Below are 13,905 nucleotides of genomic sequence, written 5' to 3'. Positions count from 1 at the left end.
GAGTTTGTAATGATTAAGAAAAATATTTTTTATTCGATAATAACTATCTTCACAATTATTTCGGCGTTATTCTTTGCAAGTTGTGAAAGAGATCCCAACGTTTTAGAGCCTGCAAATTATCCGGATGTTCCTGAAGTATTTATTGATGGATTTAGTGCCGGTCTTAACTATGCTGCTTTTGGCGGATCAAAAGTAACTGCATTTGATGTTGATAAAGAAGTAAAGTATAAAGGCACAGCTTCGATGCGTATTGAAGTTCCTGATTTTGAAGACCCCATGGGAGCTTATGCAGGTGGAGCATATTTTACTGAAGCCGGAAGAAATCTTACAGGCTACGATGCATTAACTTTTTGGGCCAAATCAAGTCTTCCTGCAAATATAGATATTGTTGGAATTGGCAATGACCTTGGACTATCAAGAAATCTGGCCACTATAACCGGATTAGCCGTTAACACCAATTGGAAAAAGTATATTATTCCAATACCTGATGCAAGCAGGTTTAAAGAAGAAAGTGGAATGTTCTTTTATTCCGAGGGACCTGAAAATAATCTCGGCTATACAATATGGTTTGATGAAGTAAAGTTTGAAAAACTTGGAACAATTGCTCATCCAAGACCATATATATTAAACGGGCAAGATCAAAATACTATAGCAACTATTGGTCAGACTCTTAGCATTGGGGATATATATGTTCTTTTTAATATGCCTGATGGAACAGATGAAAGAGTTAATGTTTCACCCAGTTATTTTACTTTCACTTCATCGGATGAATCAGTAGCGACAGTTAATGAAAACGGACAGATAACCATACTGGCAATGGGTTCTGCTAAAATAACTGCTGCATTTGGTTCAAAGAATGCTGTAGGTTCAATTACAGTAAATGTTGAGGAACTTCCTGTTCCCGCACCAGTTCCTACAGTACCTTCCGCAGATGTTATTTCATTATTTAGTAATGCCTATACAAATGTACCAGTTGATACCTGGGCAACAGGATGGCTCTATTCAACTGCTGTCTTACAAGAGATTCAAATAAACGGCGATGATGTAAAACTATATACAAACCTTAACTTTAATGGTATCGAATTCGCATCACAGACTATTGATGCAACCCAGATGACACGGTTCCATATGGATATCTGGACTCCGGACCCAACAACCCCGCCGGCGGCATTTAAAGTTTTGTTAGTTGATTTTGGCGCAGACGGAGTTTTCGGTGGTGGAGATGATGTATCTCATGAACTTACCTTTACAGCAAATACCAATCCTGGTTTAACAACTAAACAGTGGGTTCAGATTGATGTTCCTCTTTCAGCCTTTACCGGATTAACGACAAAAGCACATTTAGCTCAATTAGTAATCTCTGGAGATCTTCCTACAGTTTATGTTGATAATGTTTATTTCTATAAGCAAGGAGGAGGAACTGGTAATGAACCAACAACACCGGCACCTACACCAACTTATCCCGCAGGAAATGTTATCTCCTTATTTAGTGATGCATATACAAACGTTCCAGTGGATACTTGGAGAACTGATTGGTCATCCGCAGTTCTTACAGATGTGAACATTGCAGGAAATCCTACTAAGAAATACTCACAACTAGATTTTGTTGGAATTGAAACTGTAAACAATCAATTAGACATTTCAAGTATGACGAATTTCCACATTGATGTTTGGTCTCCTGATTTTACATTATTTGGTGTTAAACTGGTCGATTTCGGAGCAGATGGAGCTTTTGGAGGTGGAGATGATGTTGAACATCAGGTGGATTTCAATTCACCAGTTAAAGGAGGATGGGTAAGTCTAGATATTCCGTTAAGTGATTTTACAGGACTTACAACAAAGAACCATATAGCTCAATATATATTAATTGGTCAACCAACTGGTACAACAACTGTTTATGTAGATAATGTACTTTTTCATAGATAAGTGAATCTGTAATGCAATTTAAATTCTTGAAATGATATGCACAGAATAACCAGCACTGCTGAAACTCAGATATATCAGCAAAGTGAATTTTCACTTAAAGATTCTGTGTTAAGATTAATCTGGCGTGAACATCAAATCTCACGAGCCGAGATTTCACGCCAGTTAGATTTATCAAGATCAACTGTTACCGAAATAGTCAAAGAATTGCTAGCTACAGATCTAATTGCTGAGGTAGGTATTGGAAAATCCAGCGGAGGAAGAAAACCGATCGTGCTTGAATTTCAGGATGATGCAAAAGTAATACTGGGTATTGATATTGGTGCAACCCACGTTTCTGTTGCGATGACAAATCTTAGAGGAAAATTACTTTTCTGGAAAGAAAAAGAATACCCTGTTAGAGAAGATCCAGATGGTACGCACAGAATAATAGATGAGCTCTGTAACGAATGCTTTTCATCTTTGAAATATAATTCTAAGATGCTCTTAAGTATTGGAGTATCAGTACCAAGCCCTGTTGATCCTATTCGTCCAGAATATTTATCCGAAACAATAATTCCTTCCTGGCATGGAAAAAGTGGACTTGAAAGATTTCGTGAAAAGTTCGGCGTACCTGTTTACATGGATAATGATGCAAACTTAGGTGCACTTGCTGAACATTGGTGGGGAGCAGGAAAAAATGTTAATGACCTTATTTATATTAAAATATCCAGTGGAATTGGTGCTGGTTACATCTTCGGAGGTAAACTCTATCGTGGATCCAGAGGTATTGCAGGTGAATTGAGCCATATGTCAATTGATCCAAACGGTAGATTGTGCGGCTGTGGATTAAGAGGCTGTTTGTCTACTGTAGTTTCTATTTGGGCATTACAAGAAAGGGTTAATACGCTTGCTACACTCTTTCCTAATAGTTCCTTATTGAATGGAAAATTGAGTTTGATTGATATAGAAGATGCTGCTTTAGCAGGTGATCAATTGGCTTTGCAGGTGGTTATGGAGGCAGCAAATTATTTAACCATAGCTGTTACAAGTCTTGTCAATTTAATGAATCCGGATATGATAATAATCGGCGGTAGTTTATCGCGTCTTGGAGATTTAGTTCTTAATTCAATCCAGGAAAAAATGGATAAAACTGCTCTTGTAAATACGCTTAGTAAGACTCAATTACGGAATAGTATGCTCGGTTCAAAAGGAATAGCCATAGGTGCAGCAACATTAGCTATTGAACAAGCTTTTATAGATCCCAGAATTCTTAGAAAGAATATTGTTCCAGCTGTTATCAAATAAGATTTTTTAATTATTTGTTTTAAGAAATAAGAAGTTATAGGAGAATTTATGAAAACCAATAATAAATACGGTTTAATGCTTTTGGTTTGTGCACTAATACTTATTTCAGTTCCATCATGTGATAATCCTCTTGACCCTCCAGCTCCCAGCTGGCAGCTCGTCTGGCAGGATGATTTTGATGGACCTCAGGGTCAAAGTCCTGATTCAGCCAATTGGGCTTTCGATGTTGGAGCAGGTGGTTGGGGAAATCAGGAATTGCAGTATTACACAAACCGCCAGGAGAATGTATCTCTTGATGGAACAGGTAATTTGGTAATTACAGCCAAAAGAGAATCTTTCGGCGGTCAGCCTTTTACTTCTGCAAGAATAAAAACACAAGGTTTATTTGAACAGACTTATGGCAGGTTTGAAGCAAGAATAAAATTGCCATGGGGACCAGGCATTTGGCCTGCCTTCTGGTTATTAGGTTCTGGTGTAGAAACAGTCGGTTGGCCTCAATGCGGTGAAATTGATATTATGGAATTTCGTGGTCAACAAACCAATCTTATAAACGGAACCGTTCATGGTCCCGGATATTCAGGCGGAAGTAGTATTACAAAAACTTTTGGTTTTCAGAATGATCGGTTTGATAAGGATTTTCATCTCTTTGCAGTTGAATGGGGTGAGAATTACATCAGATTTTATGTAGATGATGTCCTCTATCAGGAAATTAAGCCTGGGGATTTACCGGGCGACTGGGTGTTTGATACACCTTTCTTTATAATTCTTAATGTGGCTGTTGGTGGCAACTATGTTGGCTTCCCAACAAGTGAGACTCCTTTTCCGCAGAGTATGGTAATCGATTACATAAAAGTTTACAAGGGATCTTAATTTGATTTAATCTTTTGAATTTTGAACTGAAATATTATAAAGCTAAAAATTATTTTTCTTCTTAATCCTAATTATAGATAATAGGAGAGTTAATGAGCAGCAAAGAAAGTCATAAAACAGCAGAGAAGGATAAAATACCTAACGGGCAAAAGTTCGCTTATGGTTTAGGATCCATTGTAAATAACTTGCTCGGGGGTGCAATTGGATATATGTCAATTGTACTTAATGTAGGTTTGGGAATTAATCCCGCACTTGTTGGCACACTTCAAGCTATTCCTCGATTGACTGACGCGCTGACAGATCCTATAATGGGATACATTTCAGACAATACCCGCTCAAAATATGGAAGACGCAGACCGTACATTTTCATAGGTGCCATATTAGTCGGGTTGACATTTGCTTTAATGTGGCAGCTGCCTGAAGGCTACAGCGAAATGTTTTACTTCTGGTTTTTCCTTATTGGTTCAATCATCTTCTATTTATTTTATACGATGTTTGCAACACCCTGGGTTGCACTAGGTTATGAGCTTACCTCTGATTATCATGAACGAACACGCTTAATGGGCGTAATGAATTTTATGGGACAGTTCGCATGGATAACACTTCCGTGGTTCTATGCATTTATGGAAAATGATAGATTTTTCTCTGATTCAGTACAAGGTGCACGAACACTTGCGATTATAATCGGAGTCTTTGTTGCTGTGGTTGGTATTATGCCTGCGATATTTACGAGAGAAAAATTTGTTGGAGAGGACAAAGAGGTAAAAATAAAGAACAAATTTGTGGAAGGCCTAAAAAAGAATATTGCGCTTTTCTTTAAGGGGTTACTAATAACAATTAAACGAGTCGAATTTCTAAAGCTTTGTTCGGGCACATTTTTTCTGTTTAATGGGATTATGCTCGTTGGAGCATTCAGTTCTTACATTACAATATTTTATGTATGCGGTGGGGATAAGGGTATGGGTGCTAAATACATGGGTTTGTTTGGAACAGTTACGACAATTTCAACTTTAGCTGCAATAGCAGGTGTCACCTGGATTTCGTCCAAGATCGGTAAAAGAAAAACATTTATAATTGCTACATCTATAATGATGTTCGGCAGCCTTTTAAAATGGTTCTGTTATGATCCAATGGTTCCCTGGATAGTAGTTATACCAGCACCTTTTATTGCAGTTGGAATGGGTGCACTGTTTACTTTAATGGGATCAATGATAGCAGATGTATGTGATCTTGATGAGCTTGAAACCGGCGAAAGACGTGAAGGTATGTTCGGATCAATTTACTGGTGGATGGTAAAACTTGGAATGGCTATAGCATTTGGAATTTCAGGTTTTCTGTTGAATGGTACCGGTTTCATTGTTGATTATGGTGGTGCTCAAACTTCCAGCACTTTTTTCTGGATGAGAGTAGTTGATGTTGGTATACCTGCAGTCGGTGCACTGATCGCAATTTTCTCTGTTGCTTCTTTCAAAATTACCGAAGAGAGATCTTATGAAATAAGAAGCGAATTAGAAAAGCGCAGAAATAAAACGATCAATGTTGAAAAAATAGCTCCGAACATTTGATAATTCTTTTAGGAAATAAGATGAAACAAAGAATTTTTAATAATAAAAAAATAATCAATCAGCTGTCTGCTTTATTCTTAATTGCTCTATTAACAATATCATTTGGCTGCAATCAATCTGATGATGGAATAAAAGATAAAAAGACAATTGTTATCACAATGATAGCCAAGAGCTCAGCAAACCCTGTATTTATAACAGCAAAAACCGGCGCATTAAAGACAGCAGAAGCTCTTAACGAAAAATACAGTAAGCTGAAAGTTGTTATTGATTGGCGGACACCTGAAAATGAAAGTGCTTCAGGACAGGCTGAAATAATACGTGACGTTGTTAAAAATCTTACTAAAGCTATTATTGTTTCTTGTTCTGATGAAGATACACTAACACAGGCAATTAATTATGCAGTCGATAAAGGTATACCGGTTATGACTTTTGACAGTGATGCTCCTAATTCCAAGCGATTTGCATTTTATGGTCCTGATGATTTAGAGATGGGTAAAAAGTTGATGAATGAATTAGCAGGATTGATTGATAAGAAAGGCAAAATCGCAATTCTGGGAGGAAACAAGACTGCCAATAATCTTCAAGAAAGAGTTAGAGGAATAAAGAGTGCCGCTGCTGATTACCCCGGTATTGAAATAATTGGCACATATTATCATCCCGAAACAGAAGCTGATGCGATTGCTATAATGACTGAAGTTATCAAAGCTCATCCAGATCTGAAGGGTTGGGTTATGGTAGGAAGCTGGGCTTTCTTTGGAGAAAAATTAAAAAGCATTATTGAACCCGGCAAAATAAAAATTGTAGCTGTTGATGCACTTCCTGTTCAACTCGAGTATATCGAAAAGAATTATGTTCAGGTATTATTAGGCCAACCAACATTCACCTGGGGTGAAATAACTGTTCAAACAGTGATAGACAAAATTTATTTGAAGAAGAAGGTAGAAAAAATAATCAGACTGAATACAATTCCGGTAACTATTAAAAATCTAGGCGGCTGGTCCAGACAATTAAGGGCATGGGGTTACACAGAGATATCCGAAAAATATTTAATAATGTAAGTAATTGAATAAAAAATTATTAATTGGTTTAGAGAAAAAATTCGGAGTAAAAATGCAAATATCTGAGATTACATATAAAAATATTCTGTATACAACAGAATTTTCTGAAACCTGGAAAGAAGTGTTTGGCCATGCTCTGGGAATTGCAAAACAATATAAAGCTAAACTAACTTTCCTTTACGTGCTTAATACTGAATTAATAGATATATTAACTTTTGATGTAGGACTCGCAAGGTCATCCAGCATAAATAGGAAATTTACGGAAGCAAAAGATTTTACCTCTAATACCCGCAAAAAAATTATTAAGAAAATCACAAGTACCTTTGGTAAGGATTGCATAAAAGATATAAATATCCTTGTGGAAAGAGGAAATCCAGTAAAGATAATTTTAAATGTTGCTGAAGAACAAAATTGCGATTTGATCGTTATGGGATTTAAAGGCAAAACAGCATTTGATGACGCAACTATCGGAAGCACAGTAAACAGAGTTTTACATAAATCTAAGATTCCTGTTTTAGTTATTCATAATATTTAAAGAAGAGGTAAAATGTCCCGAAGCGGCTCTCAACAAAGCATATTATCCGGCATTGACGTTATTAATTTAACTAAAGCCGAACTTGAATCAGCTTTTCTGAAATTATTAAAGCAAGGTATACATGGAATCTCTTTCAGTGCGTACTTAGAAAGTCAAAGTCCGGGCTCTATTATTTCAGAAGAACAAATAGAAACAAGAATGAAAATTATCAAACCATACGTTAAGTGGGTGAGATCTTTTTCCTGTGTTGATGGTAATGAACATATTCCAAAAATAGCCCATAAGCACGGCATAAAGACACTTGTGGGAGCATGGCTGGGGAATGATAAAGAAAAAAATGAAAAAGAGATTGAAAGTATAATTAAAGTAGCTAAAGCAGGATATGCTGATATAGTTGCTGTTGGCAATGAGGTATTGCTTCGTGGAGATTTAACTGAGGATGAAATTATAAAGCATATTCAAAATGTTAAACATGAAATCTCTAACGTACCTGTGGGTTATGTTGATGCATATTATGAGTTCGTAAACCATCCCCGCATTTGCAGTGTATGCGATGTTATTCTGGCAAATTGTTATCCATTCTGGGAAGGTTACCCATTAGAGCATTCTTTAGCTTACTTAAAAAATATGTATCACTTAGCAGTTAATGCTGCAAAGGGTAAAAAAGTAATAATAAGTGAAACCGGATGGCCTAATTTAGGTTCGCCCGACCGCAATGCTGTACCTTCATATGAAAATGCATTGACGTACTTCATCAACACTTTTAATTGGGCTAGTCAGGATAACATTGATGTATTCTATTTTGCTAGTTTTGATGAAACATGGAAAATAGAAAAAGAAGGCGATGTTGGAGCTTACTGGGGATTGTGGGATAAAGACGGTAATCTCAAATTCGGTAATCAGTAAGAATAGAACAAGTATGGAAACACAATTACTTATAAAAACAATACATTTCTTCCCAATTATTCTTATTGCTGCGGCAATCATAGTTTCCTGTGATCAGAGCAAAAAAGTATTGGAAAGTAAAGAAAATTATGTTACCTCAGAGGCTGGAGATAAGATTGCTCAAAAGCAAAATTTTACTTTTAAAACAGGACAGGCACCGAAAGGGAACTTAATAAAAATTAATCCTGAAATCATTAAGCAAGAAATAGATGGAATTGGATCATCATTTACTGAAGCATCTGCTTTTGTTTTAGCACATCTGGATAAAAAGACCAGAGCAGAAGTGATGGAGAAAATTTTTGGTGAAACAGGTGCAAATTTTTCTCTTACCAGAACTCATATCGGTTCCTGCGATTTTTGTGTTGAAGGAAAATATTCTTACCTGGATAAAAAAGGTGATACTGAATTAACAAGTTTTAATATTGAACCCGATAAAGAAGGTTTTAATCCTGATAAGTATCCTGGTATACAAGACCCAACTTATGATTTATTACCAATGATTAAGGAAGCGATTGAAATTAAAAACAGACAAGATGATAGTGAACTCAGAATAGTTGCTTCTGCATGGACGGCTCCGCCCTGGATGAAAGACATTGAAGATTATTTTATTAAAGGAACGCCTGAGAATAATTTTCAAGGTACAGGTGGTAAGCTTAAACCCCAGTATGAAAAAACTTATGCCGATTATCTTATAAGATATTTGAAAGAATATAAAAAAGAAGGTGTTGATATCTGGGGAATAACTCCTGTTAATGAGCCTCACGGAAATAACGGACAGTGGGAGAGCATGCATTTTACTCCGGAATCTCAAAATTTATTTATTAAAAATTATTTGGGACCAAAGCTTGTTGATAACGGATTTAAAAATGTAAATCTTCTTATCTATGATCAGAACAGAGACGGCTTAGAGCATTGGACTGACGTCATACTGGGGGATAAAGAAACTGCAAAATATATTTATGGTTCTGCAGTGCATTGGTATGAAAGCACTAAAAAAGTTTATGAAGATGTTTTTGAAAAAGTTAATGCAAAATTTCCGGATAAAGCAATTATACATACTGAAGGCTGCATAGATGACTTAGGAAAAGATGCTCCAAATGGTATTACAGATCCTGAAAGATTTAAAGAAAAACAGTGGTTTGATAATGATTCATTCTGGTGGAATGAAAATGCAACCGATTGGGGTTACTCAGCTTTGTGGCAGGGTGTTAACTCTGAAGATCATCCTATTTATACTCCAGTTCATAGATATGCAAGAAACATAATTGTAAGCATCGATCACTGGTTAAAGGGATGGATCGATTGGAATGTTGTACTGGATCAAAGAGGCGGACCAAATCACGTTGGAAACTTTTGCGGCGCGCCAATAATGATCGATACAGAAAGTAAACATATTTATTATACTCCTATCTACTATTTACTTGCACAGTTTAGCAGAACGATCAGGCCTGGAGACAAAGCCGTGCAGACTGAAAAAATACTGGATGGATTAGATGAGGATGCATTGCATACTTGTGCAACTATTAATGATTCTAATTTGCTCACCGTACAGTTATTAAATACAACAAAAGAACCATTGGAGTTTAGTATTCAGATTGGTGATCAATATGCAAAGATTAAAATGGTTCCGAATTCAGTTCAGACAATTCAGATTCAACTTTGATTAGAATTTTTAGATGATGATAAATTACAACAACATAGTTTTAGTTTTACTTACGACTCAAACTTTAGTCGTTGGAGTGTGTGTTGCACAAAGTAATAACTCAGTTAATTATGAAAATAAATTTTTCGCTTTAGATTTTGAGAAACAAAGCTATAGTATCACGGAAGTCGAGAATTATTTCTTTACAACATTCCCACACAATGATCCTACACAAGGTGATGTAGTTTATGACCGGGTGAAATGGGTTAATGATGATATAATAAAACTATCAGAAAATGATGGACTTTATGGTTTTATTAAAAGCAGAGATGATTCTTTAGGTTTTGACTCCTTCCGATTCACCTCAAAACCATATTTCAATCTTAACGATGATGTTCAGAAAATCTTATTTGTTTTCAAAGGCAAGCTTCCTTCTGCGAATGGTGTTTGGCCTGCCTGGTGGTTGAATGGAAGCAGACAGGATGAATGGCTTTACAAAAAAAATATTAATCCATTATTAGATGAAAGTCTTAGCAAATATTCAGGTGTGGGGCAATTCTATAATACTCCGAGTCCTGTTAATTGCACTGATTGGCCTGCCTCAGGCGAAATAGATATCATTGAAACTATCAATGGAAATAACATAATTCATAATACTATTCACACCTGTCCGCAAATGTGTGAATCTGAATGGAATAATGACGGTATTATCATCAACTGTGGAAATGCAACTGTTACCGATCCAAATTCCGGTTGCAGCGGAAAATCATATCAAGTCAGTTCTCCTGAAGGAACCTTTGCCTGCTTATGGGAAAAGGGAACTATTAGTTTTTACTATTGGCCGCCACAAGATGATGTTAGATTAAAAGGCGGACCTTTAAGCAGCGAACCCAATCCTGAGATTTGGAATAAAACTAATCTGAAAAATTATGTTCAATTATTAGAAACCGATACTGATTGTGAAAATGAAATTCATAATGAATGGCAGTGCCAAATCTGCAACGGAATGAACAAATGTGAATTCAAAAATTTAAAGATGATATTCAATATTACACTTTGCGGTAAATGGGCTGGAAGTGAATTTGATGAGACAGAAAATTCTTTAGGTAACTGTAAAGAATATATTCTTAACGAAGGCAGAGACTCAATTAATAATCAATTTATAAGAGTTGAATACGTATCTGTTAGTTTACTTCGGTGATATAATAATCAGTTACAAATTCAATAACTGATAAAAAATGAACATTAAAATTCTTCAAATAATTATAATTTCTCTGATCTTGTTTGGATGTCAATCAAAAGAAGTAGAGAATGTTGAAAAAAAACGAGTTGAAAATAAAATAGAATCAATGGAAACAATAAAATTAAATCTCGAAAAAGATTTAACGACCAAAAGACAGGAGCCATTTATAATCAGGAAATTTGATCCTTACTTAAATGGAAAGTGGATTGGTAATGCAATCTCCTATGGCTGCTACCGTAAAGGCCAGGCTCCCGGTATTAAGGGTCCAAGTGAATCCGAAATTCTTGAGGACTTAAAAATAATACTGAATCACTGGAATTTGATAAGAGTTTACAGTTCTGATGATGACTCTGAGAGAATATTAAAAGTAATTAAAAATAATAGATTACCCATTAGAGTTATGCTGGGAGTTTGGTTAGAGGATGAAACAAAATCGCCAAACCGAAAGCCTGAAAATATTAAGCAGGTCATGAATGCAATAAGATTGGGTAATCAATATTCTGATATTATTTCAGCAATAAGTGTCGGGAATGAAACCCAGGTTTATTGGTCCGCTCATAGATTGGAAACATCTCATCTTATTAATTATTTGAGAACAGTTAGAAATAATACAAGCGTGCCGGTTACCACTGCAGATGATTATAATTTTTGGAATAAACCAATAAGTAAATCCGTTGCCTCTGAAGTGGATTTTATTGTAGTCCACATTTATCCACTTTGGAATGGAAAAACACTTGCTAATTCAATTGAATGGATGAACAATATTTTCTATAATGAAATTAAAAAATTCCATCCTGATAAGACTATAGTTTTAGGTGAGATAGGATGGGCCACAGATTATGATTCGACCAAAACCGGTGATGGTGAGCAAGGCTCATTGATAAAAGGTGAAGTTGGTTATGCGGCACAGGAAGAATTTCTTATGAAAATATCAGAATGGATAGATCAAAATAAAGTAACAACATTTCTATTTGAAGCTTTTGATGAACCCTGGAAAGGAGGTGGAGAAGCATCAGGCCCTCATGAAATTGAAAAACACTGGGGAGTTTTTTATGAAAACAGAACAGCTAAAGAATCTTTTAAAAATTATATTAAGAACTATCAAATGCAAAAATGATGACGATGAGACAGTTTACTTGGTTTTTTAAAGATAGAATACAGTGACAGAATCGAAAATGGATAATAATAATTAATTTATTTCAAGGAGAAAAAAATGAAAAAAGATCTAACTAGCTTACTTACTTTAATGTTTTTTCTTGTGATTGGCAGTGTTGTTTTTGCACAGCCTACGCATACTATTAATTTTGAACCAGCTGGGGTTGGTGCTGATTGGGATTGGACAGTATCAGAAAATGCTGATAACCCGCCTCTCGAGTTCATCGCAAACCCGGTAAGCGGTGGTATCAACACATCGCCTATGGTTGCTAAATTCATAGCAAGACAAGCAGGAAATCCATGGGCATTATTTTTTACTGATGACGATGGTCAATTTACTTTTGATGCCACAAACTCTACTGTGAAAATTATGGTTTGGAAACCTGTAATAAGTCCCGTTCACTTTAAAGTTGAGGGCGCTACAGGAACCCCCACAGAACTTATAGGTACAAATACGGTTCTCAATCAATGGGAAGAAATAACATTCGACTTTTCAAGTGTAATAGGAAACACATATAATCGACTTGTAATCATCCCTGATTTTCTTGCAAGATCACAGGATAATACTATCTATATAGATAATATTCAGGTTCCCGATGGACAGGTTACTGTAATTCCCCAACCAACAGTTCATGCTCCGACCCCAATAGTTCCTGCTAGTACTGTTTTATCAGTCTTCAGTGATGTTTATCCGGATATACCAGGAACAAATCTCAATCCTAATTGGGGGCAATCTACAGCAGTCTCTTTTCCTACAATTCAGGGAGATACTACAATGCGTTATATGAATTTAAACTACCAGGGAATCGAATTAGGAAGTAGTCAGAATCTAACTAGTGCCGGTATGCTCTACTTGCATATTGATTTCTGGAACGCAAATTCCACTGATTTAGGTGTATATCTAATTAGTCCGGGACCTGTAGAAGCCAGGGTATCATTAGTTCCACCGGGTACAACAGAAACCTGGGTGAGCAGAGATATACTCCTGAGTAACTTTGCCCCGGTTGATCTTACTAATGTTTTCCAGTTTAAATTTGATGGTAATGGTACCATTTATTTAGATAATATTTACTTTTGGAGTGGAATAGTTCCTGTTGAGTTAACATCGTTCACGGCAACTGTAAATAATAATGATGTTCAACTAATTTGGAAAACAGCCACCGAGAGTAATAACAGTGGTTTTCAGATAGAAAGAAAGTCTATATCTGAATACGAGTCAATAGGTTTTGTTGCTGGTTCTGGTACAACTACAGAACCAATGATTTATTCGTTCTCAGATGTTAACCTTAATCCTGGCACATATTATTACAGGTTAAAACAGATCGACTATGATGGGACTTTTGAATATTCAGATCTTGTTGAAATAGATATAATTACACCTGACATATATTTATTACATCAAAACTATCCCAATCCTTTTAACCCAAATACAGAAATCATGTTTTCACTTGCTTCAGATGCAAATGTTATTCTAAAAATATTTGATGTTCTAGGACAGGAAGTTATGACACTAATTAATAAGTATATTAGTGCAGGAGTTCATACATATGACTTTAGAGCAACAGGATTCAATAGCGGTATTTATTTTTATAGGATTGAAGCTAACGGAAATGACGGAACTAATTTTATAGATATTAAGAAGATGATCTTACTTAAGTAAGTTTTAGAATTTAATTGTGGTG

11 protein-coding genes are annotated in these 13,905 nt (G+C 35.8%); all 11 read left to right on the top strand.

The window, feature by feature from the left end:
* The first annotated feature begins 9 nt into the window (after positions 1–9).
* Complete coding sequence (locus IPJ23_16420) at positions 10–1,926, top strand: Ig-like domain-containing protein (protein MBK7632254.1); 1,917 nt, start codon at positions 10–12, stop codon at positions 1,924–1,926.
* Positions 1,927–1,962: 36 nt separating this feature from the next.
* Complete coding sequence (locus tag IPJ23_16415) at positions 1,963–3,210, top strand: ROK family transcriptional regulator (GenBank protein MBK7632253.1); 1,248 nt, start codon at positions 1,963–1,965, stop codon at positions 3,208–3,210.
* A gap of 48 nt (positions 3,211–3,258) precedes the next feature.
* On the top strand, positions 3,259–4,080 hold the full coding sequence (locus IPJ23_16410; protein MBK7632252.1) for a glycoside hydrolase family 16 protein: 822 nt from the start codon (positions 3,259–3,261) through the stop codon (positions 4,078–4,080).
* Between the two features lie 92 nt (positions 4,081–4,172).
* Positions 4,173–5,645 carry an MFS transporter gene (locus IPJ23_16405; GenBank protein ID MBK7632251.1) on the top strand — a complete coding sequence of 491 codons (1,473 nt, stop codon included), beginning with the start codon at positions 4,173–4,175 and terminating at the stop codon, positions 5,643–5,645.
* A 20-nt stretch (positions 5,646–5,665) separates the two neighbouring features.
* Positions 5,666–6,703, top strand: a complete 1,038-nt coding sequence (locus tag IPJ23_16400; protein MBK7632250.1) for a substrate-binding domain-containing protein — start codon at positions 5,666–5,668, stop codon at positions 6,701–6,703.
* Between the two features lie 52 nt (positions 6,704–6,755).
* Positions 6,756–7,238 carry a universal stress protein gene (locus tag IPJ23_16395; protein ID MBK7632249.1) on the top strand — a complete coding sequence of 161 codons (483 nt, stop codon included), beginning with the start codon at positions 6,756–6,758 and terminating at the stop codon, positions 7,236–7,238.
* A 12-nt stretch (positions 7,239–7,250) separates the two neighbouring features.
* Positions 7,251–8,144, top strand: a complete 894-nt coding sequence (locus tag IPJ23_16390; GenBank protein MBK7632248.1) for a glycosyl hydrolase — start codon at positions 7,251–7,253, stop codon at positions 8,142–8,144.
* Between the two features lie 13 nt (positions 8,145–8,157).
* Positions 8,158–9,846 (top strand): glycosyl hydrolase, encoded by a 1,689-nt coding sequence (locus tag IPJ23_16385; protein MBK7632247.1) that lies wholly within the window; start codon positions 8,158–8,160, stop codon positions 9,844–9,846.
* A 16-nt stretch (positions 9,847–9,862) separates the two neighbouring features.
* Positions 9,863–11,026 carry a hypothetical protein gene (locus IPJ23_16380; GenBank protein MBK7632246.1) on the top strand — a complete coding sequence of 388 codons (1,164 nt, stop codon included), beginning with the start codon at positions 9,863–9,865 and terminating at the stop codon, positions 11,024–11,026.
* Between the two features lie 37 nt (positions 11,027–11,063).
* Positions 11,064–12,185, top strand: a complete 1,122-nt coding sequence (locus IPJ23_16375; GenBank protein ID MBK7632245.1) for a glycosyl hydrolase family 17 — start codon at positions 11,064–11,066, stop codon at positions 12,183–12,185.
* A gap of 96 nt (positions 12,186–12,281) precedes the next feature.
* Positions 12,282–13,883 (top strand): T9SS type A sorting domain-containing protein, encoded by a 1,602-nt coding sequence (locus IPJ23_16370; protein ID MBK7632244.1) that lies wholly within the window; start codon positions 12,282–12,284, stop codon positions 13,881–13,883.
* Positions 13,884–13,905 lie beyond the last annotated feature (22 nt).

The organism is Ignavibacteriales bacterium (assembly GCA_016709765.1).
Taxonomy (GTDB): Bacteria; Bacteroidota; Ignavibacteria; order Ignavibacteriales; family Ignavibacteriaceae; genus IGN3.
Note: the sequence above shows the minus strand (reverse complement) of the source record. Positions and strands in the feature narration are given on the sequence as shown.

Bases quoted from the DNA above. Each gene is read 5' to 3' on its own strand.
- IPJ23_16370 (MBK7632244.1), top strand. From the start codon at position 12,282: ATGAAAAAAGATCTAACTAGCTTACTTACTTTAATGTTTTTTCTTGTG.
- IPJ23_16395 (MBK7632249.1), top strand. From the start codon at position 6,756: ATGCAAATATCTGAGATTACATATAAAAATATTCTGTATACAACAGAA.
- IPJ23_16400 (MBK7632250.1), top strand. From the start codon at position 5,666: ATGAAACAAAGAATTTTTAATAATAAAAAAATAATCAATCAGCTGTCT.
- IPJ23_16410 (MBK7632252.1), top strand. From the start codon at position 3,259: ATGAAAACCAATAATAAATACGGTTTAATGCTTTTGGTTTGTGCACTA.
- IPJ23_16420 (MBK7632254.1), top strand. From the start codon at position 10: ATGATTAAGAAAAATATTTTTTATTCGATAATAACTATCTTCACAATT.
- IPJ23_16405 (MBK7632251.1), top strand. From the start codon at position 4,173: ATGAGCAGCAAAGAAAGTCATAAAACAGCAGAGAAGGATAAAATACCT.
- IPJ23_16385 (MBK7632247.1), top strand. From the start codon at position 8,158: ATGGAAACACAATTACTTATAAAAACAATACATTTCTTCCCAATTATT.
- IPJ23_16380 (MBK7632246.1), top strand. From the start codon at position 9,863: ATGATAAATTACAACAACATAGTTTTAGTTTTACTTACGACTCAAACT.
- IPJ23_16375 (MBK7632245.1), top strand. From the start codon at position 11,064: ATGAACATTAAAATTCTTCAAATAATTATAATTTCTCTGATCTTGTTT.
- IPJ23_16390 (MBK7632248.1), top strand. From the start codon at position 7,251: ATGTCCCGAAGCGGCTCTCAACAAAGCATATTATCCGGCATTGACGTT.
- IPJ23_16415 (MBK7632253.1), top strand. From the start codon at position 1,963: ATGCACAGAATAACCAGCACTGCTGAAACTCAGATATATCAGCAAAGT.